Annotated in this window: 24 protein-coding genes; 14 read left to right on the top strand and 10 right to left on the bottom strand. The window is 47.2% G+C overall.

What is annotated here, in order from left to right:
• Positions 1–121: 121 nt before the first annotated feature.
• Entirely contained in the window at positions 122–1,747 is a 1,626-nt protein-coding gene (locus FVR03_RS10985) for an ABC-F family ATP-binding cassette domain-containing protein (protein ID WP_147921796.1), read from the bottom strand.
• 330 nt (positions 1,748–2,077) lie between these two features.
• Between FVR03_RS10985 and FVR03_RS10980 the strand changes: the two genes are divergently transcribed.
• From FVR03_RS10980 to FVR03_RS10970, 3 genes are all read left to right on the top strand, one after another.
• Positions 2,078–2,551 (top strand): DUF4199 domain-containing protein, encoded by a 474-nt coding sequence (locus FVR03_RS10980; protein ID WP_255474173.1) that lies wholly within the window; start codon positions 2,078–2,080, stop codon positions 2,549–2,551.
• Positions 2,552–2,594: 43 nt separating this feature from the next.
• On the top strand, positions 2,595–3,053 hold the full coding sequence (locus tag FVR03_RS10975) for a DUF4199 domain-containing protein (protein WP_147921795.1): 459 nt from the start codon (positions 2,595–2,597) through the stop codon (positions 3,051–3,053).
• A 721-nt stretch (positions 3,054–3,774) separates the two neighbouring features.
• On the top strand, positions 3,775–4,170 hold the full coding sequence (locus tag FVR03_RS10970; protein WP_147921794.1) for a hypothetical protein: 396 nt from the start codon (positions 3,775–3,777) through the stop codon (positions 4,168–4,170).
• Positions 4,171–4,217: 47 nt separating this feature from the next.
• On the opposite strand, the gene FVR03_RS10965 is transcribed toward FVR03_RS10970, so the two are convergent.
• Positions 4,218–4,607 carry a hypothetical protein gene (locus FVR03_RS10965; protein WP_147921793.1) on the bottom strand — a complete coding sequence of 130 codons (390 nt, stop codon included), beginning with the start codon at positions 4,605–4,607 and terminating at the stop codon, positions 4,218–4,220.
• A 542-nt stretch (positions 4,608–5,149) separates the two neighbouring features.
• Between FVR03_RS10965 and FVR03_RS10960 the strand changes: the two genes are divergently transcribed.
• Positions 5,150–5,887 carry a murein L,D-transpeptidase catalytic domain family protein gene (locus tag FVR03_RS10960; RefSeq protein ID WP_255474172.1) on the top strand — a complete coding sequence of 246 codons (738 nt, stop codon included), beginning with the start codon at positions 5,150–5,152 and terminating at the stop codon, positions 5,885–5,887.
• A gap of 92 nt (positions 5,888–5,979) precedes the next feature.
• Here FVR03_RS10960 and FVR03_RS10955 read toward each other — a convergent pair whose 3' ends face one another.
• On the bottom strand, positions 5,980–6,171 hold the full coding sequence (locus FVR03_RS10955) for a hypothetical protein (RefSeq protein WP_255474171.1): 192 nt from the start codon (positions 6,169–6,171) through the stop codon (positions 5,980–5,982).
• 342 nt (positions 6,172–6,513) lie between these two features.
• Here FVR03_RS10955 and FVR03_RS10950 point away from each other — a divergent pair, with 342 nt between their 5' ends.
• Together FVR03_RS10950 and FVR03_RS10945 are read left to right on the top strand one after the other, a co-directional pair.
• The gene (locus FVR03_RS10950) at positions 6,514–7,311 is read left to right on the top strand and encodes a M48 family metalloprotease (protein ID WP_255474170.1); all 798 of its coding nucleotides are present in this window, start codon (positions 6,514–6,516) and stop codon (positions 7,309–7,311) included.
• Positions 7,312–7,468: 157 nt separating this feature from the next.
• Positions 7,469–8,374 (top strand): diacylglycerol/lipid kinase family protein, encoded by a 906-nt coding sequence (locus FVR03_RS10945; protein ID WP_147921789.1) that lies wholly within the window; start codon positions 7,469–7,471, stop codon positions 8,372–8,374.
• Positions 8,375–8,407: 33 nt separating this feature from the next.
• Here FVR03_RS10945 and FVR03_RS10940 read toward each other — a convergent pair whose 3' ends face one another.
• Together FVR03_RS10940 and FVR03_RS10935 are read right to left on the bottom strand one after the other, a co-directional pair.
• Entirely contained in the window at positions 8,408–9,634 is a 1,227-nt protein-coding gene (locus FVR03_RS10940) for a metallophosphoesterase (protein WP_147921788.1), read from the bottom strand.
• Between the two features lie 23 nt (positions 9,635–9,657).
• Positions 9,658–10,293, bottom strand: a complete 636-nt coding sequence (locus FVR03_RS10935; protein ID WP_147921787.1) for an LON peptidase substrate-binding domain-containing protein — start codon at positions 10,291–10,293, stop codon at positions 9,658–9,660.
• A 335-nt stretch (positions 10,294–10,628) separates the two neighbouring features.
• Between FVR03_RS10935 and mtgA the strand changes: the two genes are divergently transcribed.
• Entirely contained in the window at positions 10,629–11,384 is a 756-nt protein-coding gene (gene mtgA, locus FVR03_RS10930) for a monofunctional biosynthetic peptidoglycan transglycosylase (RefSeq protein ID WP_187270127.1), read from the top strand.
• Entirely contained in the window at positions 11,368–11,838 is a 471-nt protein-coding gene (locus FVR03_RS10925) for a YybH family protein (protein ID WP_147921786.1), read from the top strand. Before mtgA ends, FVR03_RS10925 begins: the two co-directional genes overlap by 17 nt.
• A gap of 413 nt (positions 11,839–12,251) precedes the next feature.
• Here FVR03_RS10925 and FVR03_RS10920 read toward each other — a convergent pair whose 3' ends face one another.
• The 3 genes from FVR03_RS10920 to FVR03_RS10910 form a co-directional block, all read right to left on the bottom strand.
• Positions 12,252–13,403 carry an App1 family protein phosphatidate phosphatase gene (locus tag FVR03_RS10920; RefSeq protein WP_147921785.1) on the bottom strand — a complete coding sequence of 384 codons (1,152 nt, stop codon included), beginning with the start codon at positions 13,401–13,403 and terminating at the stop codon, positions 12,252–12,254.
• A gap of 51 nt (positions 13,404–13,454) precedes the next feature.
• Positions 13,455–14,279: a M48 family metalloprotease gene (locus FVR03_RS10915; protein ID WP_147921784.1), complete on the bottom strand. Its 825-nt coding sequence runs from the start codon at positions 14,277–14,279 to the stop codon at positions 13,455–13,457.
• A gap of 464 nt (positions 14,280–14,743) precedes the next feature.
• Positions 14,744–15,145, bottom strand: a complete 402-nt coding sequence (locus tag FVR03_RS10910) for a hypothetical protein (protein ID WP_147921783.1) — start codon at positions 15,143–15,145, stop codon at positions 14,744–14,746.
• A gap of 134 nt (positions 15,146–15,279) precedes the next feature.
• On the opposite strand from FVR03_RS10910, the gene FVR03_RS10905 reads away from it, so the two are divergent.
• Together FVR03_RS10905 and FVR03_RS10900 are read left to right on the top strand one after the other, a co-directional pair.
• The gene (locus FVR03_RS10905) at positions 15,280–16,365 is read left to right on the top strand and encodes a DNA topoisomerase IB (RefSeq protein WP_147921782.1); all 1,086 of its coding nucleotides are present in this window, start codon (positions 15,280–15,282) and stop codon (positions 16,363–16,365) included.
• Positions 16,366–16,680: 315 nt separating this feature from the next.
• The gene (locus FVR03_RS10900; RefSeq protein ID WP_147921781.1) at positions 16,681–16,905 is read left to right on the top strand and encodes a hypothetical protein; all 225 of its coding nucleotides are present in this window, start codon (positions 16,681–16,683) and stop codon (positions 16,903–16,905) included.
• A gap of 147 nt (positions 16,906–17,052) precedes the next feature.
• On the opposite strand, the gene FVR03_RS10895 is transcribed toward FVR03_RS10900, so the two are convergent.
• On the bottom strand, positions 17,053–18,645 hold the full coding sequence (locus FVR03_RS10895; RefSeq protein ID WP_147921780.1) for a hypothetical protein: 1,593 nt from the start codon (positions 18,643–18,645) through the stop codon (positions 17,053–17,055).
• 214 nt (positions 18,646–18,859) lie between these two features.
• On the bottom strand, positions 18,860–20,512 hold the full coding sequence (pgi, locus tag FVR03_RS10890; protein ID WP_147921779.1) for a glucose-6-phosphate isomerase: 1,653 nt from the start codon (positions 20,510–20,512) through the stop codon (positions 18,860–18,862).
• A gap of 556 nt (positions 20,513–21,068) precedes the next feature.
• Between pgi and FVR03_RS10885 the strand changes: the two genes are divergently transcribed.
• The 4 genes from FVR03_RS10885 (at position 21,069) to FVR03_RS10870 (ending at position 26,294) form a co-directional block, all read left to right on the top strand.
• On the top strand, positions 21,069–21,818 hold the full coding sequence (locus tag FVR03_RS10885; protein WP_187270126.1) for a beta-phosphoglucomutase family hydrolase: 750 nt from the start codon (positions 21,069–21,071) through the stop codon (positions 21,816–21,818).
• Between the two features lie 11 nt (positions 21,819–21,829).
• Positions 21,830–22,651 carry a trehalose-phosphatase gene (gene otsB, locus FVR03_RS10880; RefSeq protein WP_147921778.1) on the top strand — a complete coding sequence of 274 codons (822 nt, stop codon included), beginning with the start codon at positions 21,830–21,832 and terminating at the stop codon, positions 22,649–22,651.
• Positions 22,652–22,661: 10 nt separating this feature from the next.
• Positions 22,662–25,067, top strand: a complete 2,406-nt coding sequence (locus FVR03_RS10875) for a glycoside hydrolase family 65 protein (RefSeq protein ID WP_147921777.1) — start codon at positions 22,662–22,664, stop codon at positions 25,065–25,067.
• 291 nt (positions 25,068–25,358) lie between these two features.
• The gene (locus tag FVR03_RS10870; RefSeq protein WP_147921776.1) at positions 25,359–26,294 is read left to right on the top strand and encodes a 1-phosphofructokinase family hexose kinase; all 936 of its coding nucleotides are present in this window, start codon (positions 25,359–25,361) and stop codon (positions 26,292–26,294) included.
• Positions 26,295–26,488: the final 194 nt, after the last annotated feature.

The raw sequence follows: 26,488 nt of genomic DNA, 5'->3' as shown, positions 1-26,488 counted from the left end.
TTCTGTCTGCGCAAAGGTAGCAGAGGCCGATAACAGGCATAGCATACCAGTTACCAACATAGTGGCCCGCAAGTTTTTTAGCATATCAAGTTATTGGATACAACAATTAATGTGTCTAACGCTAAACAAGCGCCGATTTGTACATCTTTTTGCGTAAGTCCTTAATAAATTCATCGTTCAGGTAGGCCTCGTAGCTCATGCGCCTGTCTATAATACCGCCAGGCGTAAGTTCTATAATACGGTTTGCTATCGTGTCTACAAACTGTAAGTCGTGCGAGGAGAAGAGAACGGTGCCGTCAAAATCACGGAGCGAGTTGTTCAGCGCCGTAATAGACTCCAGGTCAAGGTGGTTCGTTGGTTCGTCCAGTACCAGCACATTGCCTGACTGCAACATCATTTTAGAGAACATACAACGCACTTTCTCGCCTCCCGATAGCACGTTGGCTTTCTTGAGCGACTCTTCACCGGAAAACAGCATACGCCCCAGGAAACCCCGGATAAAGCTTTCATCTTTTTCGGTAGAATATTGGCGCAGCCAGTCTACGAGGTTCAGGTCTGTTTCGAAAAAGGCCGTATTGTCTTTCGGGAAAAAGGCGGTGTTGGTGGTAGTTCCCCATTTGTACTCACCAGCATCTGGTTCAGCTTCTCCGGCTATTATCTCAAAGAAAGTAGAGGCAGAAAGATCATTGCGGCCCAAAATGGCTATTTTATCGCCTTTATCGACCATAAAAGTCACATCGCTGAAGAGGGTGGTGCCATCTATGGTTTTCCGCAGGTTCTCCACATTCAGGAGCTGGTTGCCTGCTTCGCGCTCTGGTTTAAAGGCAATGTAAGGGTATTTTCTGGTAGAAGGCTTGATGTCTTCTATGGTCAGTTTGTTCAGTAACTTCTGACGCGAAGTAGCTTGCTTCGATTTGGAGGCGTTGGCGCTGAAGCGGCGGATAAACTCTTCGAGTTCTTTTCGCTTGTCATCTGTCTTTTTATTTGCGTCGGATCGTTGCTTAGAGGCCAGCTGGCTCGACTCGTACCAGAAAGAGTAGTTACCGGCATACAGCTGAATTTTGCCGTAATCGATGTCAGCTACGTGCGTACACACCGCATCTAAAAAGTGGCGGTCGTGCGATACTACAATTACAGTGTTCTGGAAGTTGTCGAGGAAGTTCTCCAGCCACATAATCGACTCTGCATCCAAGTGGTTGGTAGGTTCGTCGAGCAGCAGAATGCCGGGGTTACCGAACAGTGCCTGCGAGAGCAGTACCCGTACCTTTTCGCTACCGCTCAGGTCTCTCATAAGCGAGTAGTGCAGGTTTTCAGTAATACCTAAACCGCTTAAGAGTTCAGCAGCCTCATATTCAGCATTCCAGCCTTCCAGATCGGCAAATTCACCTTCGAGCTCGGCTGCGCGAATACCATCCTCATCAGAGAAATCGGGTTTGGCGTAAATGGCATCTTTTTCCTGCATAATGTCGAACAGGCGCTTATGGCCCATAATCACCGTTTGCAGCACCGGATACTCATCGAACTCGAAGTGGTTCTGCTTCAGTACGGCCAGGCGCATGTTGGCAGGAATATCGACGGAGCCAGTGTTTGGATCAATTTCTCCGGATAATATTTTTAAGAAAGTAGACTTGCCGGCACCGTTAGCGCCAATAAGGCCATAACAGTTGCCTGGAAGAAACTTGATGGTGACATCTTCAAATAATGTTCGCTTGCCATAAGACAAGCTGACATTGCTAGTGCTGATCATATTAAAATCTGATAATTAAGTAAAGGCTATGCTGCAAAGCTACGAAAATTATTTGTTGAGTGGCGGTAAAGGTGCTATAAACCAATTGTGTAACAGCTTTAAACCAAACGCGTAAGTTGTTTTGTATGAACCTGTTCTGGCACCAGCCTTAAAAATAAATTGATTTAAGCACAACACCTGCCTAACGAAACTAGTATATAATTTTAGTTATATAGAGCCACATCAAGCTGAAGCAGCACCATACCTTGCGTATGGCCTGTAGAGCTAACCAATTATGTGGTTAATCTGTTCATTTTTAAAAGTTTGAATGTAAATTTATAAACAACCATTATGATGGCATCTGAAAACATTTCTTACCAGAAAGTTTCTATTAAATATGGAATTTTTGTTGGCCTGGCCCATATCGTTTATTTCCTGCTTATGCGGGTTTTAGGGCTGCAGCACATTGTGGAGCTCTCTTTTCTGAGTGGTATTTTTCTTGTAATAGGCATTTGCGTGGCTATCGCAAATTTTAAGCGGGCACGTAACGGAGACATTAATTATTTTCAGGGGCTGGCCATTGGTGCCACTACCGGCGTGGTGTCTTCTACTATTTTAGGCTTGTTTCTGGTCGCCTATATAAGTATGGCCGATGCCAGTTACCTGTCTAACCTGCAGGCTAGTTCCCTGTTCCCCGAGAGCTTATCTATTCTTGCTCTGTTTGTCTTAACTATTATTTATGGCTCCTGGCCGGGTTTCTGGCTGGCGTTTATAGCTATGCAGTGGTTCAAGACAGCTGACCATACCATGCCAGAACGAATTTAGTATTTTTCAACCCTTTATTTTATGCACCTTATTACATTGAACTATGGAGAAAACAGGAATTAAATATGGCGTTTTAACCGCTGTTGCCCTTATTGCTTATTTCCTTTTAATGAAATTGCTGGGCTTAGCCCATATCATTGAACTGCGATTCTTGAATGGCCTTATTCTGGCAGCGGGAATAGTAATGGCTATTAAAAACTATAAAGAAAGCGTAGATGGCCTTATCCGGTATTTTAAAGGACTTGGCGTAGGTACTCTTACTGCCATTACGGCTACCGTTCTTTTCGCCGTTTTTATGATTCTTTACATTAAGATTTTTGATACCTCTATGCTGGAGGTGCTGTCGGCAGAACGCTACTTCGGTGAGCGCATGTCGGTAACGCCAGGCATAGTGGTTTTTATGGTCCTGATGGTGGAAGGCGTAATTTCAGGTTTCCTGATCTCGTTTATAGCGATGCAGTACTTTAAGCGCCAGGATCATAAAGTGCCAGGAGCGCCTTGATCTAAATGCTCACTTTAAAACCTGAAGCGGGCCTTGCTGTTTTTACAGCAAGGCCCGCTTTTTTACAGGCTCTTGCAGCAGTTGTTGCATCAGGTACTTGTAGCTCTAAAAATATTTAGTCTAGAGCAAGGGAAACATCGTTTTCAAACTTTTGTATTCAGGAAAGTTAATCCCTATTATAAATTCTGGCTGTGTGGCAGTTATAAAATGTTGGTTTAGGCTGCTTCAAATACCTGTTTTTCCCTCCGAAGTTGTGAGGACCACCCTTGGATGAAAAATGGCAAAAATGCTTAGGAAGGGGCAATTCATTTAAATAATCGCTACACAAAACTAAAATGTGCGGTAGTAGCGATTTGCAGACTGGTTCTCCTTTATTATACTTATAAAATCTATCTGAGGAGGATACTCTGGTTTACCTGCCGCATACTAGTTGGCCTAGGAGTAAGCGCACAACTTGGTAAACTAAAACAAAAAGGGGAGGAGAGATAAGAGAAGCAGGTAAGTAGATGACTTATAAAAAGGAAAGGTAACTTAAAACTGCCGTTACAACAGGAATTTAGATTAATTTATTATTATATACTAATTTAACTATATATTTGAGTTTGTGTAGCTTATAAGATGCGCAGAAAATTTGTTTATGAAAGGCTAACTTGTCGTCTGTTGTTACGTTCTAAGTAAGGTAAAGATAATAATACAATACGCGTAGACGATCAGATATAAAATGAAAAAGAATATATTAGTAGGCATTTTGGCGCTCATCTCTTTCTCCGGATTTGGGCAGCAACTTAAAGTTACCGATGACAGACTTGATAAAGCCGTTTTAAGCGTGACATTAGAAGGCTATCAAATGGCATCTATTGAAATGAAGCAAGAGCTTAATTTAACGCAGGAGCAGTATGCTAAAGTGGAGCAGCTAAATAAAGAGCGCTACCAGCAGCTAAAAGAGGCACAGCTCGTGCAGGCCGAAAAACCTGAGGAAGTGCAGAAAACAGTTTCCAAAATAAATTCTTCAGTAGATAATGCCCTGACTGTTATTTTGTCAGAAGACCAGTTACAGAATTACCTGGAGTTAGAAGGCCGGAAAAAGAACCTGTACATGACTGATGCCATAGAATAAAAGCATCTGCTGAAAACAATAATAGAAACCCGCTTTAGGCGGGTTTTTTATTTTGGAATGGGGCGGAGGTAAGTTACTTCACTCACTTTGTTTAAGGCGTTTAACCGAACCTCTGCTCTGTTAGCTTCCGACAAATTATTTTTTTGTTTGCATTGGCTACCCGGTTCCAGATAATAATAAAAGATGCGTTGCCCACGCGCCATCAATTGTTCCCCATCCGGCCTTCCAAGAATCGAAATAATTTCGGCTTCCCCTTTAGTATACAGCTCCTGGCGCACCTGCTCAAACTCCTGCTGCATTTTTTCTCTGGTACCAGCACACCCCAGCCGATCCGCTTTCCAGCCTGTGCTGTCGAACCCTTCGATTTGGGCCGGCTCAGAACATGCAACCAACAGCAGGCTCAGGAGAAAGGGTACCCATAATGTTTTACGTAACATGGCCTTAAAATTTCTTAAAGTTGCAGGATGCGCCCCTGCTTTACAAGCTTTACTTTAAAAAATCATCAACAGAAGTTGTAAACAGACCTTGCTAAGCAATTGGAGCGTTCGTTTTAGATGTAACTTCTTACTGATACCCATACTGTTACCCTTCCTGTTGACGTCAGTGGGGGCTAAGCATTACCTTATCAGCAGAAGAAAACCATGGATAGCTGTTTCAACTAAAAAAATCCTAAATAAAATATTTTAGCTGCACCTACTATTATGGCAATACTGTCGTTCTGTAAAAGGCGCTGCTTCAGTTACATGTCAGTTTCTTTTGCTAAACAATAGGAGGTAATTCACGAAAGAATGCGTAGATTTAAAATCTGGAAATTGAACTTTTTATCTATCCGGGGAACAATAACGACTATAAACCCTGTTGTTTTTTTGTCGCCTAACTTACTGAACTTGTTTCTATGCTCAAAATAGCCCTTACATCATTTGCATTATGCTTATTTTCGGTAAGCACGCCGATTGCTAACAACAATACAGGCAAACTAATGCCAGCAATAGAGTTAGATGCAGCCGCAGCCAGCAACAACACTGCCGCCATGAGTTTTGCAGAAAAACAGATAATATTTGATGATTATGTACTGCAGGTATACGATGAAGCTAAACTGAACAAAACCGGCCTTTCGCTGGAGGTTTTCAAAAAGGCTATTATCGGTTATCAGAACTTTAAGCAGCACAATATGCTGGCTCCTGCTAAGTCTATAATAACGGTTATAGATTTTACTAAAAACAGCAGCGATAAGCGCCTCTGGATTATTGACCTGAAATCAAAAAAAGTATTGTTTAATACGCTGGTAGCGCATGGTAGGAACTCCGGCGAACAGAAAGCAATGCAGTTTTCGAACGAATTTAACTCGTTTAAGAGCAGCATGGGTTTCTACATTACCGACCAGACTTACTTTGGTAAGCACGGCCTGTCGCTTCGTTTATCTGGCATGGATGAGAACTTTAACACCAATGCGAAAGAACGCGCTATTGTAGTGCACGGAGCCGATTACGTAAGTGAATCGTTTATAAAACAGTACGGCCGCTTAGGCAGAAGCCTGGGTTGCCCTGCGCTGCCTACTGCCGTTACCAAAGAGGTGGTGGAGCTGATTAAAGACAATACCTGCCTGTATATTCATGCAGCAGATGCCAAGTATACGTCTACCTACCTCGACCCCACCATTGCAGTAGAGATGTACGCACTCGAAATGCCGCTGCTCGACCTGCAGGCCAGTAACTGAAGTGCGCACGCGTAGCTTAAGCAGCCTCTAACATACAAAAGCCTCTTTGTCTGAACCGACAAAGAGGCTTTTGTATGTAAAGCTGTATGAAGTTACGTCTGGTCTTTAGTTGTTTTTACAAGTCCGATACCGGAAAAGAAAAAAATGAGCCCCACCAGAAAAGGAACCAGGGCTGTGTATTTCCCGATTGCCCCTCCGTCTCCTCCCATTACAAAGGCATAAGCGCCCCATATGATGCCGATGATTCCTAACACCGTAAGAATAGCACCGAATGCTCGTTTCATGTTCATGGTATTATAGTTATTGATTCGTCTTAGTTGAAATATAGCTGTAGTACGAGATTAACATAAATTAGTCTGGCCTTCCTGCTATGGATTTTTAAGTGTTTTAGCAGTGTGAAAATCTACTTATACCTTAGTTTTTGCAGCCCCACCACAACTAGAAGATATGCCTGCCCATGCCGCAACCACTTGCCTGATCTTCACGTTCTCTCAGTGCCACATCCTGCTCCCTCTACGTAAGTAGTCTTCAGGAGGTGGGGCTGCTGTAACGTGGGTTTAGCAGCCTGCAGTATTGATATTTACTTTTGTTTTTGATTCGAAAACCTGAAGCATATGAGAGGATTAATGAAATTTATTATTGCCCTTCTGATTGCCGGTGTGTCTTTGGTGACCTACTGGTGTAACAGGCAGGAAAATGAGTTTACCGGCGAGACTCAGCACGTAGACATGACCGTGGAGCAGGAAATTGCACTTGGCTTACAGGCGGCCCCTCAAATGGCCTCGCAATATGGTGGCCTGCATGCCGACAGAGAGGCAGCCGCTGAGATAAAACGCATCGGGCAGCAGCTTGTAAACAGCTCCGGTGCAGGAAACACACCTTACCAGTTCGACTTCCATTTACTTGCCGACGAAAATACTGTAAATGCCTTTGCCTTGCCCGGAGGCCAGATCTTTATTACCGCCGGTTTGCTCAAAAGGCTGTCGTCGGAGGCGCAGGTTGCCGGGGTGCTTGGGCATGAGATAGGGCATGTAGTGGCCAGACACTCAGCGCAGCAACTGGCCAAGGCTAAGCTTACACAGGGCCTGACAGGGGCCGCAGCCATCGCTATTTATGACCCCGAAAACCCCGCCAGCCAGTCTGGTGCCGTAGCCGCCGCCATGGTGGGTAAACTCCTGAATATGCGCTATGGCCGCAACGATGAATTGGAATCTGATAGGTTGGCGGTCCGGCTAACAGGCAAGTCTGGTTACGACCCACGCGCCATGACGGAGGTAATGCGTGTGCTGGAACAGGCAAGTGGTGGTGCCAGTGGGCCTGAGTTCACGCAAACGCATCCAAACCCTGGCAACCGGATTGCCGAAATAGAACGGGCCATACAGCAGGAATACCCTAATGGCCTACCAGCCGGTTTAATAGAATAGTGTGTCAATGCCTACTCTAAAACTTTATACAACTTATAGGAGACTTCATTTAAATGGATAGAAAACCTTCTTCGGCTGCCAAATATCGTAAAACAGGGTGAGTAGCAAAAATTTAAGTTAGTACGTAAAGTGGTAAACAGCCTGTTGGCCTGCAATAATGGAAAAAACAAAAGAGGAGCAATTTTATTTGTTCGTGATTAATCCGATAGCCGGAGATATTGAAAAGGAGGACCTGGAGGAAGACATAGCAACAATTTGTGAGGAGAAAGGGATAGCGTTTGAATTCTTTAAAACAACCGGAGAAGACGACAAGCAAAAGCTGCAGGACAAGATCAAGTCGCGGAAAGTAGACGCTATTTTCGCGGTAGGAGGTGATGGTACTGTGAACCTGGTGGCGTCGCTCCTGATAAAGCAGCAGATTCCGTTAGGTATCATTCCGCTTGGCTCTGGCAACGGCTTGTCAAAAGATCTGGATATTCCGCAGGATACGGAGGCGGCACTGCAACTCATTCACACACACCAGGTCATCCCGATAGATACGCTTGAAATAAATGGAATACCCTCCATCCACTTAAGCGACTTAGGATTTAATGCTTTGGTTGTAAAGCGTTTTTGTGAAGGCGAAACCAGAGGCCCAGGATCTTATGCCTGGATTGCGCTGCAGGAGTACCTGTCTTACGAACCTAAGCATTACCGTATAGAGACAGATGTAGAGAATTTTGAAGGACCTGCCTTTATGGTTACTATTGCCAATGCAAATGCCTTTGGCAGCAACGCCAGTATTAACCCCAACGGTGTGCTCAACGATGGCCGTTTTGAAATTTGTCTGATAGAGCCTTTCCCGAAGGCAGCAGGTATCGGTATTTTATACAAGCTCTACACCGATAGCATCGATAGCTCTGTGTTCTCGAGGCGCATAAGCTGCCGAAAAGCTACTATTTACAATACGCAAGGCGAAGTGTTGCATATAGATGGCGAACCGGTGGCAACAGATAAAGTTATTGACGTGAAGATGCACAAAGAAAGCCTCCTGATGATACTGCCACTGCCTGAAGAGCAGTAAGCTTCTGTTCCTGGTTACTACATCATGCAGCCGCTACTGCACTACTTGTTGCGGTGCTGCCTGCAACACGCTTTGCAGCTCTTTCCTGAAAACAACAGGATCGGCGTTCGGGTCTTCTGCACTCGTGACTGCCCGCACTTCCATCCATACTTGCCCGTTTTTGTAATAATTTAGCACCACCAGCCCAAGTTCCTCCAGGGTAAAGGTAGCTTTGCCGCCTTTTTTAACAAAGGCCGTTTTGCTGCCCGATCCGCTCACAATATAATGGTTCTGCCTTACCTCGAAATGCTGCAGGTTATGGTCGTGGCCAGCGGCATATATAATGTTGCTGTACCTGTTAAAAATGCGCAGCAACCGCTTACGCATGCGCTTATACCGCCCATGCGACATATCTTCGTAAGCACCGAACAACTGACGGTAGAAGGGGTAGAGCGAGCCAAAGATTGGCAGCGGAATGTAAAATCGTTTGTGTGCGGCCGTAAGCGGAAAAATATGCTGCTTCAACGTAAACTTGCCACCGTGCAGGGCATTGCTGTATAACGGATGATGCGCAGCGACAATAATACGTTGGTGCTTGTTCTGGCGCAAAACAGCCTTAAGCTCCTGAAAAAACTCGTCGATATGCTCATAAGGGCAGCCGTCTTTGGCTCCAAGAGGCTTTTCGCCACGTTGCACCCACCATTGGGTATTTATAATGAGCAGTAGCAGGCCTTCTGCCAGCTGTTTGGTAACAGGCCCTGGGCAACCATTTCGCGGCAGGTAGGCTTCTTCGTTCTGTAGATACTCCACTACATGTTGCTCCTGGCGAAGTAGCTGCTTATAGCCACCTTTCCTGCCTTTGTTCCAGTCGTGGTTACCGCTTAAGAAGATGCTTTGGCCTTCAAAATGCTTAAAGGTATCAAGTAAGGTGTTTAGCCGGAGCAGAGACGTGTTGTAGAGCATGTTGCCTTCTGGTGGCAAGCCTACAGGATATACTATATCGCCGAGTAACAATGCTGTACCGCGCTGACCGGCCTCCAGTTTCCATTGCTCCACCAGCTTGAGCACCGGGTCAGTGCCGTCGGTGGCGACAGCACCGGGGTCGCCGAGTAGCGCAACGGAGTGCACCAAGTCGTCGGGTGGGGGTAAAGTACATTTCTTCCAGCCAATATCAGCTAGTTTGTAGAACGGCTTTCGGCGATACTTACGCTCCTGCCAATAGCTGAAAGCTAGATAAATAATGGCGAGTGTGGGGAAAATAATCAGAAAATATGTCAGCATAAATTAGAGTCTCCTGGCATGGCCTACAGTTCTGGTGGAGTCAGGTTTTTAAAGTGCCCGTTCATTTTTACCCGTTCTTTAAGCCGCTCAGTTTCGTGCACAACCGGTACAATAGCCCGCAGGTGCTGCAAAATAAAGTCTTGCCGGTCGGCCTCGCTTTTGGTCTGAAGCAGCAGGTACTCCTGTTCCAGCGAGAGGCCCAGGTGATGCGCAACGTCAAACGATTTAAAATCGGCTGGCAGCGAGAGTAGTAAGCTTGTAATGTGCAGCGCCTCGTACAGCTGCCGCAGCAGCTTTTCAATCTCGACTCTAAAAAAAACATCGCCGGAGAGGTCTGTTTCCTGGGGCTGCACCTCACCACCCGGGTAAAGCCGGCCAGGTGCTTGTTTATCTAATTTTATAACCCTGAATATGCCTAACGCCTGCGTTTTTATGTCCATTTCACCATTGTCGTACTTCTTTTCTACACGAAGCACTTTTAGCTCTGTGCCATACTCGCCGATGCCGTTCTCCAGAAAAGACGGGATGCCAAACGTCGTTTTGTTTGTGATGCATTCTTGTATGAGCTGTTTGTACCGTGGCTCAAAAATATGCAGGTTCAGCTTCTCTCCCGGATACACAACAATGCCTAATGGGAAAAGCGGGAGGTACTTTGTCATCTCTTTAATATGTGTTTTAGTGAGTTTAACCCTTGACTACTTCGAGGCAATTTTTTGTTGGAAGGCCTTTTTCATTAGAATAATCTGATAAGGACCCTCTGCTACAGGTACTAAGGCTGGCTACATACTGTCTGAACCTGGAGTAGCTCGGCTTCCTGCTATCTTTTCAATAACCGCCTTATTTGTTTTATGTTTACTTGCGCCGGTAAAGGCACTCATTTTCTTGGTACGGGGTATTGCGCCTTGTGTTGGACTTTAGCTTTTTTGCTGCCGCCTTAATGCCTTATAATAGAACAAAAACTTTACCTTTGCGATCTTTGACGAGAGCAAATTACATGAAGAAAAAGCGTTCTGGCGTAAAAAAAGGATTTGATCTGAAGCAAATTAAATGGCTGTTCCTGAAGCTGGTGTTGAGCCTGTTTTTGCTGAGTGTGGCATGGGTGCTGCTGTACCGCTGGGTAGCTCCTCCGGTTACCTTACACATGGTGCAGCGGCGGGCAGAGGGTGGAGCTGCCGCAAAACCGGAGCCGCAGATACAGTACAGATTTGTGACCTTAGAAGAAATGTCGCCACAACTGCCCTTAGCGGTGGTGGCCTCAGAAGATCAGCGTTTCCTGATGCACTCTGGTTTCGATTATGAAGCCATTCAGGCAGCTTTTAAGCGAAACCAGAGTGGTAAGAATATAAGAGGCGGCAGTACGATTACCCAGCAGGTAGCCAAAAACGTATTTCTGTGGCACGGCCGGAGCTACCTCCGAAAAGGGGTAGAGGCTTATTTTACGTTTTTGATGGAGGCACTGTGGGGGAAGAAGCGCATAATGGAGGTGTATTTGAATATTGCCGAAATGGGCGATGGTGTGTTTGGCGTAGAAGCTGCCTGCCAGAAATATTTTAAGAGGCCCGCCAAAGACGTTACCCGACAACAGGCTGCCTTGCTCGCTGCTGTGCTGCCTAACCCTATCCGATACTCGGCTGCACGCCCCACCGGTTTTGTGCTGCAAAGGCGCAGCCGCATTGCCAGGGCCATGGGCCGCTTAGGAGGAATAACCTATGTAAAAGCTATTCTGCCAGAAGATGAAAAGAAACCTTAGAGCGATACTTCTGGTTGCAGGAACATTGCTTTGGCAAGTTGCCTGCCAGCCGCCGCAACAAACAACAACTACAGGAAACGCTGTTGCAACCCACGCTGCGGAGGAGGTACTACAGGTATTACAGCAACAGTCTGACTGCTGGAGCAAGGGCGATCTGGAGTGCTACATGCAAGGCTATTGGCAGTCTGACTCGTTGGTGTTTATTGGCAAGCGTGGCCTTACTTATGGCTGGCAGCAAACGTTGTCGAATTACCAGAAGTCTTACCCTACCAGCGCCGCCATGGGTAAACTTAATTTCGATATTCTTGAGAACAAGGCGTTGGCTGCTGATACCAGGCTGGTAGTAGGGAAGTGGCTGTTAACCCGGGCCGAAGGTAATTTAGAAGGTCATTTCTCTGTTATCTTCAAACGTTTTCCTGCTGGTTGGAAAATTATTTCAGATCATTCCAGCTGAGGCTCCAGTGTTTGAGTCTTCTGCGAGTGGGGGAAGGTGTCTTCGATTTTGGAGCATCTTGATTTTCGTTGGTTCTTTTTGTAGCAAGGCAAAACGAACATGAAGGTAGGCAATAAGACAAATAGCTGCTGCTGTTACACTTAAACAAGCTATTATACGAACTTAAGCTTCCACACTACAAGTACCAATGCTTCTGGAACTTGCCCACAATATTCTTCCAAGATGACAGCGTGATAAGATGGAACAGAAATGGAAGGGTGCGAATACTAGTTGGTATAAGAGAGTCAATCTTTAATTTTAGCTTCTGGGCTAGGATCTAACTAAATACAACAATCCTGACAAATAAGGCCCGCTGTTTAAGCTTAGGTACCTCATTTGCCAGAATTGCTGCTATTAGTGAATATTCTTTGATACTATAAAATAGAATCGTCGTCGCCAGAGTCGTCTATTTCAGTTTCTTTCTTAATTTCGGGAAGGTCTTCGGTAAATATAAAACCATTGGCGGCTGCGTGTTCTGCTGCTTCCAGGGTGTCTTTAACAATCACCATTTCCACATTGCCGTCAGTTTTAAGTTCATCAGCAATAGAAACTACTTTTCGGGTATGTTTCTCTACATTAACATCTCTTATATAAATAACCAGGATGCGGCCAGGGAAATTACGCACCACTTCGCTGTAGATTTCAGCATCTTTCTGACCACTATCGCCAATTAAAATGAACTCCAGCTCCGGGTAAGAAATGAGCAGGTTTTCTATCTCTTTGTATTTATGGCTCATGTGGTCGGAGCTTAAGAACTTGGTTTCGTCTATGCCAAAGTCGCGGAGCAGGAGCGGGCCGGTAGGTATTTCATTTAGTTCCAGAAACTGGTATAACAGGTCGTACGTGTTCCAGGGGCTGCTCGAAACGTAAAAGAACGGGTTGTTGAGCTTGCCGTTACGCCCTTGTTGCAACGACTTATAGAAAGAGGAAACGCCATGAAACGGGATGCGCCGGTGTGCATTGTTCAGGAGCACATTTCGGCCCGTCTGCAGCAGGCTGGTGGCGCCGGTATAAACAATGGTGTCGTCTATATCGCTGATGATGCCATACTCAGCGTCTGGTGGTGGCACGAGTACATACGCTGTGGCGTGAACGTCTTCTTCAAACTTTATCGGCGAGTCCACCAGCTTCAACTCGATCGGGTGCCAGATGTCGTCTAACTGCAGGGGCGTTTTGGGTTCCATGTTCAGAACAAAGTAACCTTCCACGTCGGTAGTTACTTCATACTCCTCGCCTTGCAGTTTTAGCTGTACCCTGGCATTGGGTATCTCGTCGCTATGGAAGCGGCGGTACATGTTCAGGATATTCTGCCAGGTAGTGTCGGTGGTTTCAGACTGGGTAATGCCTTTGTCTACCAGCACGCGGCCTTTCACATAGAGGCGGTTCGGAGTTCCGTAACTTCGGTAAGGCACAATCTGGAGCGGGCCGAACAGGTTAAGTCGTCTGCGTAACTCAAAGGTGAGTACATCGAATTTCTCTTCGGCCTTCAGAACAGTTTTTTTCGCAATGTTAGTCAGTTTTTTCATAGCCAGATAAATAGAAAACTGCCCGCTTTACGGCAGGCAGTTTGGTTATGGTTAAAGGTTAAGGCTCTTTTTGAGCGCTGTAAAATCGGTATCGGCAGCGGAGGTGGTGCTGCAGCCTCTTTCCTGCGCGCGCTGCTGAATGTTGCCAACTCTGTTCTCAGGGTTAGGGTGCGTACTCAGGAACTCGGGCGTATTGCCCTGGGCTGCTTCTGCGTTGAGCTTCACAAAAAAACCAGCGGCACCATCGCAGGCGTAGTGCTGGGTACCAGCCAGGTAAATAACTGAAGTATCGTCTGCCTCTGTTTCGGCTTCGCGGCTAAACCGAAGGCCTGTAAGGGTGCCGGCAAGTTGTGCCGCAATTTGCTGCAATGCCCCCGGGTTATTGCCCAGCGCCACCGATAGCAGAATAGAGAGGCCATAGTCGCGTTGCAGCTGCCGCACACTGTGGCGCTTGTCGGCGTGTGCGATCTCATGGGCAAGCACGCCTGCAAAATGATCTTCGTCGTCGAGGTACTTAATAATGCCGGTGTACACATAAATATAGCCGCCAGGAGCAGCAAAGGCATTCAGGTTTTCGTTGTCACGAATAATCTTTACGGTCCACGGAAACTCATTCCGGTATTTTACTTCTCCGGAGTTCAGCACCCGGTTCACGATACGGTCGAGGTGAGTATAGGGGGTGGCATTGGCGCTGTTGCGCTCCAGCAGGGTGCCATTTGCCCGGTAAGTAGAATCTACTTCAGCAGCCACCTGTGCCCCCAGGTTAATGTCGTCTTTGGTAGAGAATATAACGCCATCGTTGCCGGAGCAGCTTCCCAGGAGTAGCAACGTGAAGAAAGCAAGAAGGGTAGTAGGTGTAAAAAATAATTTGTTCATTTAAAGTAGGTGTTCGGTTAAGTTAATAAAAGGCTTTTGGTAAAAAATAAGGAAAATAGTTCTAGCTTGTTTATACCTGGCTTTACGAACAAACAGGCGGAGTGTTAACGAAAGCCATACATCCACCCTTAAACGTAGTTTCTGCTGGCATAGGTATATCTGCAACTAAGGCCTGGCCTGGATGAACAGGAGACTATTTTAATAGTTGTTCAGAGCTTACTTTTTGCAACTAGCTCTTTCTAATTAGAAATTATGATGGCCCGAGCATCCTTACTCCTGCCTACTATTCCCTGGCCTCTGCCCGTTTTGAACCTGGAATGCACCGCCCACTTTGTTTTTAAAGTCAGGTCAGGACCATAATTTCTAATGTTTAATTGGGCAAAGCCAGCCAATTATTCTAATGAAAAAGGCCTTCCAAAGAGTATAGGCAGGTTTTGCTTCAAGGGTGGGCTTTACATAATGCTTTAGTGCAGAGAATTATTAGCATCAGCAAAGAAGGTGGCTGTTATAGTCAGCACTACGAGTGCGGTAACAAACATAGTTGCAATAATTAAAAAGGCAATGCTTTTTTGCCGGACAGCCTGCGTGTCGTGCGTTTGTAGCAGTTCGGTCAGTTTCAGGAAGGCGGCACTGGCACGCCAGGCGAAAATACCTGCCAGCAAAACTGCTTCCAAGGCTCCAACATACAAGGCCCAAGTCTGGCTAAGGTTCAGAAAGTGACCTGCTGTGAGGGCAATAAGGCCAAACGTACCACCCGAAACAAGCGCCGTTTTGGCCTTCCAGCCTAAGACCAAAACAGACAACAGGCCGCAGCCGATCAGGAAGAGGCCAAAGAAAGCGTACAGGTAGGAGAGGTGTTGGTGCATGAGAACAAATGTGTGGTGCCGGGCGCAAAGATAAGGATGTTTGTTAAAATCTGCTGCCAGGCTTGCAGGCCTACAACTTTTGTCGTAAAACTCGGTATGTGTACAGCAGGAGGTAAAAACTAATGCCTCAGGAGATGGCGAAGAAGAACGAATTACACGAATTGCACGCAGACCCGGCTAAATCGGCCGCATGGGCTGGGCTACGATATACCACAGACGAGAAACCCGGCATTACCCGCCGCAAAGCCGGCAAGAGCATGATCTACGAAACTGCCAAAGGCGAACGTATTACGGACGAGAAAGTGCTGGAGCGGATAAGTAAACTGGTGATACCACCTGCCTGGACTGATGTCTGGATTTCGCCGAATGCCAAAGGCCACTTACAGGTTACCGGCCGCGACGAAAAAGGCCGGAAGCAGTATGTGTACCACCCCGATTGGCAGAAGGTGCGAAGCGTAACCAAGTTCGGCCGTATGATTATGTTCGGTAAAACACTGCCTAAGCTCCGTGAGAAAATAGAAACCGACATTGCCTCCAGTAAACTGGACAAGCGCCGGGTAACAGCCCTGGTGCTCTCGCTGCTCGACAATGCCCTCATCCGGATCGGTAACAGGCACTATGCCAAATCAAACAAATCGTATGGGCTTACGACGCTCCGCGACCGGCATGTGCAGATTTCTGGCAGCCAGCTAAAGTTCACCTTCAGAGGCAAAAAAGGAGTGGAGCACGAAATAGACCTGAAAGACCGGCGGTTGGCCCAACTGGTTAAAAAGTGCAAAGACATACCTGGGTACGACCTGTTTCAGTATTACGACGAAGAGGGGCAGCGGCAGACCCTGGAGTCGGGCGATGTGAACGCTTACCTGCGCGAAGCCACCGAACACGACTTCAGCGCCAAAGACTTCAGGACCTGGGGCGGCACCGTGCGCATGGTAGAGTGCCTGGAGCTGGTGCTGGAAGAGAACCCCGAACTAGGTAAGGAAAAGAGCATAAAGGAGTCGGTGAAGATGGTGGCCAGGAGTCTGGGCAACACACCCACTGTCTGTTCTAAATATTACATTCATCCGGAAGTGGTAAATCTTTTCAGAGAAGATAAATTATTGCAATATCTGAAACGGCACGATGCCAGCAAACCTGTTACTAAAAATCTAAGCGGTACCGAAGAACTCGTACTCAAGATGCTGGAGAAGGTGGCCAGGGAGAAGAAAGCATCGGTATAAACACGTAAATACAGGAACACCCTTGGCCTGTTTCGATGCATTAGACCTTCTGAAGGCCGTTTTTATTTGAATAATTCAGGTTCTGGAAATTAAACCTTTGGTAGCTACCTCATTGTTTTAATTAAGTGGTTAGTTATAAGGTTATTATGATTTTTTTGTAGATAGGCTAAGATTTTTGCTAGTTCTACTTAAATATTCCTTTGAGCTTAGTTTGTTTTCAGAAATCATGCGTAAAAGACGTAAAAATTTGCGGCAAAGTCTTAGAAACTTCTAGGGCTGGGCTTGTCGCGTTAAAAACCTGAAAACGACTCTTTTATGAATAAAGAATGGATACCAAGTTCAGAGCAGTTGCCTGAGCTCCGACAAAATATCTTAGCTACCATTGATGAGCATGGGCACCCTACCGTGGTAGCCTGCTGGTATGTAGGAGATAACCGCATTAAAATGGATTCTTCGCCCAACGCCAAAACCTATGATTTTTCAATTGTAAAAGCCTGGATTCCTTTCCCAAAACCCTACATGGAACTCGAGCCAAAGTAATGCCTGAAAGTTCCTGCTATTCGCTTAACGCGTATTTGCCTGCTCTTGCGGTAAATACGCGTTTTTTACTGTTCAGGAGTTTGATAAGGTGCTTTACCGCCAGGAAGCTTTACTTTTTTGCCTGGGCAGCAGGTACAGAGGAGCGGCTCAGTTTCCTTCGCGGTCGTAGGCATGAACGCGTACATCGCGGGTGGTGCGGTCGCGGCCTTCAGACCCAAAAATAATGCTGTTACCGCGTTCTGTGTCGAAGATACTTGTTTTCTTTTTCCAGGATTTCACACTCGATCTTTCTGATATCTTATCCTCGCCCAAACCGCCATAAATTTCTATCGGGATAGCGTTATTCACGAATCCTTCAACCACAAACTCATCGTCTCCGGCAAGTCCATACAGGCGAATTATTTTGGTTTCATCCGCAGAAAAAACACGATTGTACAGCTGCTGCTCCGGCGACATAATGGAGGTACGGCGAAATATACGCACCTGCGTCTTGCCATCCGGATGCCGGTTAACAATAAACTGCTCTTCCTGATCGGTACCTGGTATGGTTACTTCTTTGGCCAAAATCGAATACATAATTTCAGCGGCCTCGGGTAGGTTGTTGCGTCGTGTCTGCAGGCTGGCCTCCAGTTCTTTTCCGATCTTTTTTCTGATGGGTTCCGGCAGTTGCCGCACGGCAGCTGCTATAACCTGGTCGGTAAGGGCAGCCTGAGCCTGCCCGGCAAGTTGTAGCCAGGCCTCTTTTGACAGCTCGTGTAGCAGCCGCTCATCTATAAACCGTGCATTAATAAGCAGTGCCTGCACATCGCCGAACTTCTCCGAAAAAGAGTAAAATTTCCGGACCATTATTTTGCTGCTGGCTATAAAAGGAATCAGGCCATCGTTCATTTTAAGAAAAACCTGGTCCCGGTCTTTCGGTATAGGCCTGAAATAAGTTTCTTCTCCTTTCTTGCTTACTGCCCAGTCCCATTGCCCTTTATGCCGGTCCCAGTCTCCGAGGAGCAGGTCGAGTAAGCGGGCTTTGGCAAACTCGCGCTGTTCAAAGTGGTACCGGTTCGATGAAAAGCGAAGGCGGAAGGCCTCGTCAGAATCCAGGAAGCCAATTGTATTATTTTCATTGGCAGGTATATCAGCGGGAGTCTTGAATTTTTCTTCCAGCATAAATACTTTGCCTTGTACAAGTGGCGCAAACTCTCCAAAGCTGGTGTCGTTGCTGCTTACATAATATAACCTGGGGTTGCTGTGCCAGATACGAAGTGCCTCGGCAAGAGGCGGCACTACCAGTGCCGCAAATGGGTTGGCAGCCGAGGTCTGGTCGCGTACTACATTCGTTACAAAAGTTTTTTGCCAGAAGTCAGAGAGTACGTGCACAGGGTCCTTATCGAGTGTACGAAAGGCGTAGAGGCGGCCATCACCATCCTGCAACTGAAAACTGGTAGACTGGTAACCACCGCCGCGCTTTACAACTTTTAAACCACCAGCCACTTTATGAAGCCTGAAAACCGGCACCTTTACGGGTGTTGCCCAGAGCTGCCGGTTATGTTTCCCCCAGAAGATGTAATAAAAGGCGTTGCGGTTGTAATGGCCTCCAACTGTTACCCAAACACTGTCGGTTGCAGGTGTAATAGCGGGTGTTGTGCCAGATTGAACCAAGGCATCTTCCTGAAAAAATGTATTATCTGCGCAGCCCGAAAGCACCAGTGAAAACAGGAAGATACATGCCGCACGAAAAGAAATCATTTGTAGGGGTAGGTGTTCAATTCTACAGTACGCAGTGGCGCAGAAAGGTTTTAAAATACTGTAGTTGCCGGCAGGCTAACGGAAAAAAATAGCCTGCAAAAGAAGCCGGCGCGGAGTTTATGGCTCCGACTCAGTTTCTTTTGCAGGCTTGTGAAGCAGGGAATAACTCGATTACAGATGAACCTGCTGCTATAATCTTAGCTTCAAACTTTTATTACCCCCGGTTTTCGTTATAAAATTGAATAAGCCCGTTGGTAGAGCTGTCGTGGTTTCCGGTTGTTTTACCCATCAGCTCATCCTCTATGGCGCCTGCAAGTTGTTTGCCCAGTTCCACTCCCCACTGGTCGAAACTATACACATTCCAGAGCACACCCTGCACAAAAACTTTTTGCTCATACATCGAGATGAGGCTGCCAAGGGTGTAAGGTGTCAGTTTTTTAAACATGATGGAGGTAGTAGGCTTGTTGCCTGCAAACACCTTATGCGGCACCAGTTCCTCTACTTCCTGCTCCGATTTATCTCCTTTTTTCTGTAACTCAGCTCTGGCTTCTTCTGCCGTTTTGCCTTTCATCAGGGCCTCTGTCTGGGCAAAGTAGTTAGAGAGCAACATGGTGTGGTGGTTGCCGATCTGGTTCAGGCTTTGTGCCGGCGCTATAAAATCTGACGGAATAAGCACCGAGCCCTGATGAATGAGCTGGAAGAAGGAGTGCTGGCTGTTTGTGCCGGCCGCTCCCCAAATAACGGGTTGGGTTTCGTAGTCTACAAAGGTGCCGGTGCGGTCTGCGCTTTTGCCGTTGCTCTCCATGAGACCCTGCTGCAGGTATTCGGGCAACAGGCGCAGGTACTGGTCGTAAGGCAGCACAGCATGCGACTGGGCACCAAAAAAGTTCGTGTACCAAAGCCCGAGCAAGCCCATCAGTACAGGTGCGTTCTGGCGCAGTGGCGCGCTTCTAAAGTGTTTGTCCATAGCTTCAGCGCCACGCAGTAACTCCTCGAACTTATCGTAACCCAGTGCACAGGCAATAGAAAGCCCGATGGCAGACCATAACGAAAAGCGTCCGCCTACCCAGTCCCAGAACCGGAACGTGTTTTCGGGTGCAATGCCAAAGGCCTCCACTGCCGCTGTGTTGGTAGAGAGTGCCACAAAATGCTTTTTAATATGCTCTTTGTCGGTAGCATGTTTCAGAAACCAGTCGCGCGCGGTATGGGCGTTGGCAATGGTCTCTTTGGTTGTGAAGGTTTTGGAAGCAATAATAAACAGCGTCTGTTCCGGGTTCAGCTTTTTCAGTACTTCTGCCGCATCGGTTCCGTCTACGTTCGATATAAAATCGATGGACATGCCCGGTTGCTGATAAAACTTAAGGGCTTCGCACACCATTTTAGGACCCAGGTCGGAGCCGCCAATGCCAATGTTCACCACATGGTTTATTGGTTTACCGGTGTAGCCAAGCCATTGGCCGCTATGCAGTTTGTCGCAGAATGCTTTCATCTGCTGCTGCACGTCGCGCACTTCAGCCAGAATATTTTCCCCATCCAGCAGCAACTCTTCATCCGTAAAGTTCCGAAGGGCTGTATGAAGCACAGCGCGTCCTTCGGTTGCATTTATGGTTTCACCTTTGAACATGCTCTCAATGGCTTCCTTCATGCCTGTTTCTTCGGCAAGTTCGGTCAGCAGGTCGAGTGTTTCTTCAGTAATCCGGTTTTTAGAAAAGTCGTAAAGCGTATCGTCTACGGTTAAGGACAGTTTGCTGAATCGTTCCGGGTCTTGCTCGAACAGCTCGCGAAGGTGTTTCGACTGAATAGCTTCGTAATGCGTCTGGAGCTTCTGCCAGGCCTTTGTGGTGGTAGGATTGATATTTTTCATCATACAGGTTATGTAAAAATACAGTATATAAACGAGGTGCTGCTTCTGAAATAAAGTTAAAAGGAAAACGTAAATAAACTAAACGAATTGAATTCTCCTTGGTTATATAGTATATTTAAAATATGGATTGCCGGCAGGCATCATTTACGCAGTTGCTGCGTAACAAGAATGCTGTACATGGTTGCTAAAGTATAAAAAGGTGCTAACTAATCATAGTGCTGCCAGGTGGGTTCTGCCGTACCTGTTTAGCAGCGAGCACTTTTGCCCGTTAGCGCAAGGCATTTCGCAAGGGCAGGTGCAAATACGGTTCAGAATCTTTTCGGCAGTCCTTAAAACTTATACTGCTTCTGAGTATGAAATTCTGAGATAAAAACGCTAATATAGCTTCTGTAGCGTATACGAAGAGGGGACAGCGGCTGGCACTTATCTTTCCGGCCATCGCACCAAGTCCTGCTACCTGCTGGCAGGAGCACCTACATAGGAACCGCTGTTGCATGCAGTAGCAGCACCATAAAGTCAGAACAGTAGATTTATCATAAAATATAAGTTACACTACTATATGAGCAACCTGAATACTCTTGTAAAGGAGAAAAACATCAAAGCCCTTATACTCGACATGGACGGTGTTATTACCAACACAGCCGTTGTGCATGCCGAAGCCTGGAAAAAAATGACAGATTTGTTCCTGAAAAAGCGTGGGGAGAAAGACGGCAAATCGTACAAACCGTTTGATGTAGTGGAGGATTACCGGTCTTACGTAGACGGTATGCCTCGCTACGATGGCGTGCGTAATTTCCTGGAATCCAGAGGCATCACCATTCCAGAGGGAGAGGCAGCCGACGACGATGGAAAAGAAACAATTATTGGGCTGGGCAACCTGAAAAACCTATACTTTCAGGAGCTGCTGAAACAGAATGGCGTAGTAGTGTTTGAAGATACGCTGGCCTGGGTTAAAGCCTATAAAAAGAATGGTTTAAAGACAGCCGTTATCTCCTCTAGTAAAAACTGCTTCGACATAATTCGCAGAGGTGGGCTGGAGCAACTTTTCGAAGCGCGTGTAGATGGCCTGGTTTCAGGAGAACTAAAACTGAAAGGCAAACCTGAGCCTGATATTTTCCTGGAAGCAGCTAAACGGTTAGGTGTAAAACCCGAAGAAACAGCCATTTTTGAAGATGCCTGGGCTGGCGTGGCAGCCGGTAAAGCCGGTAATTTCGCTTTGGTGGTAGGCATTAACCGCGGCAATGCCGGCCAAACGCTCGAAGAAAACGGTGCCGATATTGTTATTTCTAAATTTCCTAAGCCAGAATAAAATCATTTTCTATGATAACATCCGGAGATAAACATATTACCAGGAAGGAAGCTGCCGAGCTTCCTTCTGCTTTCGATAAAATGGAGGAGCTGCGTGAAAAGCTTCAAGGTAAGAAACCAGCTGTTTTCCTTGATTATGACGGCTGCCTGAGTCCTATTGTAAAAGACCCAGACAAGGCCATTCTGACAGACGAGATGCGGCAGGTACTGCAACAATTGGCTGAAACCTGCACCGTGTCGGTGGTGAGTGGCCGCGACAGGCAAAATGTGAAGAACCTGGTGCAGTTGGAGTCGCTTTATTATGCGGGTTCGCACGGTTTCGACATTACAGGCCCTAACGGCATGCAGGCCGAACCCGGCGATGCACACGAAGCACTGGTAGCCCTCGACACAGCAGAAGAAGAGCTGAAAGAACGCCTGACAGATGTTGAAGGCGCTCTGGTTGAACGCAAGCGCTATGCCATTGCTGTACACTACCGAAACGTGGAAGATGCGCTGGTCGATATTGTTCAGAAAGCAGTAGATGATATTGTGAACGCACATGATGGCCTGAAAAAAGGCTTCGGGAAAAAGGTGCTGGAGCTAAAGCCGAACCTAGACTGGCACAAAGGCAAGGCAGTATTATGGCTGATGAAGGAGCTGGGCCTGGACCTGGATACAACAGTTCCAATTTACATCGGTGACGATATCACCGATGAAGATGCCTTTGCAGCCTTACAAGGTATAGGCATTAGTGTGCTGGTAGGGGAGCACGACGAAAAAACAGCAGCTGCTTATTCTCTGGAAGATGTTGACGAAGTAAAGCAGTTTCTTTCCGATCTTTCGAAACTCTAAAAATGTGCGAATGGCTGAATGGAAAATAGCATACGACTCCTGGAAACCTGAAGAACAACCCCTGCGCGAAGCACTCTGCACCCTTGGTAACGGAAACTTTGCCACACGTGGTGCCGCCGAGGAAAGCAGCGCCGACGAAAAAATAAATTACCCCGGAACCTACCTGGCCGGAGGCTTTAACCGGCTCGTTTCGAAGGTGTCTGGTAAAGACATTGAGAACGAAGATCTGGTGAACTGGCCGAACTGGCTGCCATTAACTTTTCGGCATACAGGCGAAGAAGGCTGGTTTGAACTGAGCCAGGTAGAGGTGACACATTACCGGCAGGAACTGGATATGTACCAGGGCCTGCTGACGCGCCAAATTCAGTTCCGCGACTCCCAAAACCGGGAAACGCACATCACCAGCAGGCGCTTTTTAAGCATGGCCAACCCGCATGTGGCAGCCCTGGAGTGGGAGTTAACGCCTCAAAACTGGTCTGGTGAAATAGAGGTGCGCTCTGCCCTCGATGGTCGGGTTAAGAATAGTGGCGTGGCCCGTTACCGCTCACTTGCCAGCCAGCACCTGGTGCCATTAGAGACCGGCCAGCACAACGATGAAACCATTTTTCTGCTGACCCAGACAACACAGTCTCACATCAGAATGGCGCAGGTCGCGCGTACCCGTGTTTTTGTTGAACCACCCTCAGAAAACTACAAGCGCGAAACTAAAACAGGAGACAAAGCCTATACAGAGCAACTGCTCCGTCTGTCTTGCAAAAAGCAGCACCCGCTCCGCATCGAGAAAGTGGTCATGCTGTATACCTCCCGCGACTTTGCTGTTTCTGAAATAAAGCAGGAGGCCTGCACCAACGTATCGCGCCTGGGTAGTTTTTCGCAACTGCTGCATGAGCACTGCCGAACCTGGCGCCACATCTGGGACCGGTGCGACCTGGAGATTGCCAGTAACCACAATGCCCAACGTATTCTGCGGCTCCACATTTTCCATCTGCTGCAGACAGTTTCGGGCAATACCGTAGATCTGGATGTGGGAGTGCCGGCAAGGGGGCTGCATGGTGAGGCTTATCGCGGGCATATTTTCTGGGATGAGCTGTTTATTTTCCCGTTTCTGAACCTGCGCCTGCCCGAGCTTACCCGTGAGCTGCTCATGTACCGTTACCGCCGCTTGCCCGAGGCCCGGTACGCAGCCAGCCAGGCGGGCTACAGAGGCGCCATGTTTCCGTGGCAGAGTGGCAGCAACGGCCGCGAAGAAAGCCAGGTCATACACCTGAACCCAGAGTCAGGGAACTGGTTGCCCGACAACACGTTTTTGCAACGGCACATCAATGCGGCAATTGCCTACAATGTGTGGCAATATTACCAGTCTACTACCGACCTGGAGTTCCTGAGTTTTTATGGGGCAGAAATGATTTTTGACATTGCCCAGTTCTGGTCTACTATTGCCACCTACAACGAACAGAAGGGGCGTTTCGAGATTCTTCATGTTGTTGGCCCCGATGAGTACCATACCGAGTATCCTGATTCTGAGGAGCCCGGCCTGCGCAATAATGCCTATACTAACGTAATGGCGGCCTGGGTCATTAGGTGTGCTTTGGGCATTGCCAAGGTGCTGGATAATACCCGCCTGGAAGAACTGTATGAGAAACTCCATATTTCTGCCGATGACCGTAGTCGCTGGGAAGACATCAGTCATAAAATGTTTGTGCCTTTTATAGAAGATGGCTCCATTATAGCGCAGTTCGAAGGGTATGAACAGCTACAGGAGTTCGACTGGGAAAAGTATAAAAAGAAACATGGCGAATCGATGCGGCTCGACAGGATACTGGAGAGCGAAGGCGACAACGTAAACAAGTATAAAGCCAGCAAGCAGGCTGACGTTATCATGCTGTTTTACCTTTTCTCGTCAGAAGAATTGTTGGCGCTTTTCCAGAGCCTCGGCTATGAACTGACCGAAAAAGACATTTCTGCCAACATCGATTATTATGAAAACCGCACCTCGCATGGTTCTACCCTCAGCAAAATTGTGCACTCCTGGGTTCTGGCCCGTTCAGATCGCAAACGTTCGTGGTCTAACTTTTTAGAGGCGCTGATGAGCGATGTAAGCGATGTGCAAGGCGGAACTACACAAGAAGGAATTCATTTGGGAGCTATGGCCGGCACAGTAGATCTGCTGCAGCGCGGATATGTCGGTCTCGATATAAGGGAGAATGTGCTGTGGCTGAACCCGGCGCTGCCAGTAGAGGTAAGTTACATTAAGCTGCAGCTCCGTTACCGCGGGCACTGGCTTACCTTACTGCTTACGCACCAGAAGCTGCTGATAAGTGTAGACAAGGGGTTCACGAAAAAAGTAAAAATTGGCTTGAAAGGACAGGTGCATACCCTACAGACGGGCGACAAAAAGGAATTTGAAATAAGCTAATATAGCCTTCATCAGAGCGAATTGCCTTTACCCTTGACATGAAATTAGTTGATTTACCTTCTGAAGGGCATTTTGATTAGAATAATTGATTGTTAATTGTCGATTGCTAATTGTAGAATGGCGAAACTGCTAAATGGTTTTATTGAGTATTTTTGAATGATAGAATTACAAACTTTTAACTCCTGACTTTTAACGTTCAACCTGTAAAGGAGCTGGCTAATTTAGTGTTAATGCTCGTGTCTTTTTCATTAGCATCTAACCTCTAGAAACTAATACCTAACAAGAACTTACATGAAAAAGATTGTAACCATAACTTTAAACCCTGCCTTAGATAAAAGTACCACCGCTAACAGAGTAGTGCACGAAAAGAAAATCCGTTGCGATGCGCCCCTCTACGAGCCTGGAGGCGGAGGCATAAATGTATCGAGGGCCATTAAGAAACTGGGTGGCGAATCGTGTGCCTGGTTTTTGTCGGGTGGGCCTTCGGGTGAGCGCCTGGAGGAGCTGCTTCATGAAGAAGGGGTGAATTTCTGGGCAGCCAAAGCAAAAAACTGGACCCGCGAAAACCTGATGGTGTACGAGAAAGCTACCGGTGAACAGTATCGTTTCGGAATGCCTGGCCCCGAGGTATATGAACCGGAATGGAAGCAATTTATTGATAAGCTGGAGCAGGCAGAGGAAATACCGGAATATGTGGTCGCCAGTGGCAGCCTGCCTCCCGGCGTGCCCGAAGATTTTTATTACCAGCTTGCGGTAGTGGCGCACAAGCGCGGTTTTAAGCTTGTGGTAGATACCTCGGGCGAGGCCCTGATGAAAGCGGCAGGGGAGGGCCTGTACCTGATTAAGCCGAACCTGGGAGAACTGGCCGCACTTGCCGGAAAAGAAAGTATTACAGCCATGGAGCAGGAGGATATCGCCAAAAAGGTGCTGGCCGACGGAAAGTGTAAAGTGCTGGTCGTGTCGTTGGGGGCAAGAGGCGCTATGCTGGCCACGAAAGACGGTATACACTATGTCGGTTCGCCTACGGTAAAGCAACTAAGTGCGGTTGGAGCCGGCGATAGTATGGTGGGGGGCATGATCCTGAGTTTGTTAAAGGGGTGGAGCATGCTGGATGTCGTGCGCTACGGTGTGGCTGCCGGCACCGCCTGTACCATGACTCCAGGCTCTGAACTGTGTCGCAAAGAGGACACCGAACAAATATATAAGTGGATACTGGAGCATAGTTAATATCAGGCCGCAAATGCTCCGGAGTTCTGTTTTCATTCAAATAATTGTTGGTTGCTGATTGTTAATTGCTAAATGGTTAAACTGTTAAATGGTTGATTTGGAAATATTTGATTTGTCATCCTTACAGCATCTTGTGGGCGAAAAGCACCTATTCAGCAATAATGTATTCATGCAAATTCCGATTCAGACAAAAA

Origin of the sequence: Pontibacter qinzhouensis (assembly GCF_008017455.1) — a bacterium.
In the GTDB taxonomy this organism is placed as follows: domain Bacteria; phylum Bacteroidota; class Bacteroidia; order Cytophagales; family Hymenobacteraceae; genus Pontibacter; species Pontibacter qinzhouensis.
The sequence above is the reverse complement of the archived record's forward strand: the minus strand, read 5'-3'. Positions and strand labels throughout refer to the sequence as shown.

Coding starts and splice junctions, on each gene's coding strand:
- FVR03_RS10935 (WP_147921787.1), bottom strand. CDS start 10,293: ATGACAAAGTACCTCCCGCTTTTCCCATTAGGCATTGTTGTGTATCCG.
- FVR03_RS10915 (WP_147921784.1), bottom strand. CDS start 14,279: ATGAACAAATTATTTTTTACACCTACTACCCTTCTTGCTTTCTTCACG.
- FVR03_RS10980 (WP_255474173.1), top strand. CDS start 2,078: ATGATGGCATCTGAAAACATTTCTTACCAGAAAGTTTCTATTAAATAT.
- FVR03_RS10950 (WP_255474170.1), top strand. CDS start 6,514: ATGAAATTTATTATTGCCCTTCTGATTGCCGGTGTGTCTTTGGTGACC.
- FVR03_RS10945 (WP_147921789.1), top strand. CDS start 7,469: ATGGAAAAAACAAAAGAGGAGCAATTTTATTTGTTCGTGATTAATCCG.
- FVR03_RS10895 (WP_147921780.1), bottom strand. CDS start 18,645: ATGATTTCTTTTCGTGCGGCATGTATCTTCCTGTTTTCACTGGTGCTT.
- FVR03_RS10985 (WP_147921796.1), bottom strand. CDS start 1,747: ATGATCAGCACTAGCAATGTCAGCTTGTCTTATGGCAAGCGAACATTA.
- FVR03_RS10900 (WP_147921781.1), top strand. CDS start 16,681: ATGAATAAAGAATGGATACCAAGTTCAGAGCAGTTGCCTGAGCTCCGA.
- FVR03_RS10920 (WP_147921785.1), bottom strand. CDS start 13,403: ATGAAAAAACTGACTAACATTGCGAAAAAAACTGTTCTGAAGGCCGAA.
- otsB (WP_147921778.1), top strand. CDS start 21,830: ATGATAACATCCGGAGATAAACATATTACCAGGAAGGAAGCTGCCGAG.
- FVR03_RS10965 (WP_147921793.1), bottom strand. CDS start 4,607: ATGTTACGTAAAACATTATGGGTACCCTTTCTCCTGAGCCTGCTGTTG.
- FVR03_RS10960 (WP_255474172.1), top strand. CDS start 5,150: ATGCCAGCAATAGAGTTAGATGCAGCCGCAGCCAGCAACAACACTGCC.
- FVR03_RS10955 (WP_255474171.1), bottom strand. CDS start 6,171: ATGAAACGAGCATTCGGTGCTATTCTTACGGTGTTAGGAATCATCGGC.
- pgi (WP_147921779.1), bottom strand. CDS start 20,512: ATGATGAAAAATATCAATCCTACCACCACAAAGGCCTGGCAGAAGCTC.
- FVR03_RS10975 (WP_147921795.1), top strand. CDS start 2,595: ATGGAGAAAACAGGAATTAAATATGGCGTTTTAACCGCTGTTGCCCTT.
- FVR03_RS10910 (WP_147921783.1), bottom strand. CDS start 15,145: ATGCACCAACACCTCTCCTACCTGTACGCTTTCTTTGGCCTCTTCCTG.
- FVR03_RS10925 (WP_147921786.1), top strand. CDS start 11,368: ATGAAAAGAAACCTTAGAGCGATACTTCTGGTTGCAGGAACATTGCTT.
- FVR03_RS10970 (WP_147921794.1), top strand. CDS start 3,775: ATGAAAAAGAATATATTAGTAGGCATTTTGGCGCTCATCTCTTTCTCC.
- FVR03_RS10885 (WP_187270126.1), top strand. CDS start 21,069: ATGAGCAACCTGAATACTCTTGTAAAGGAGAAAAACATCAAAGCCCTT.
- FVR03_RS10875 (WP_147921777.1), top strand. CDS start 22,662: ATGGCTGAATGGAAAATAGCATACGACTCCTGGAAACCTGAAGAACAA.
- FVR03_RS10870 (WP_147921776.1), top strand. CDS start 25,359: ATGAAAAAGATTGTAACCATAACTTTAAACCCTGCCTTAGATAAAAGT.
- FVR03_RS10905 (WP_147921782.1), top strand. CDS start 15,280: ATGGCGAAGAAGAACGAATTACACGAATTGCACGCAGACCCGGCTAAA.
- mtgA (WP_187270127.1), top strand. CDS start 10,629: ATGAAGAAAAAGCGTTCTGGCGTAAAAAAAGGATTTGATCTGAAGCAA.
- FVR03_RS10940 (WP_147921788.1), bottom strand. CDS start 9,634: ATGCTGACATATTTTCTGATTATTTTCCCCACACTCGCCATTATTTAT.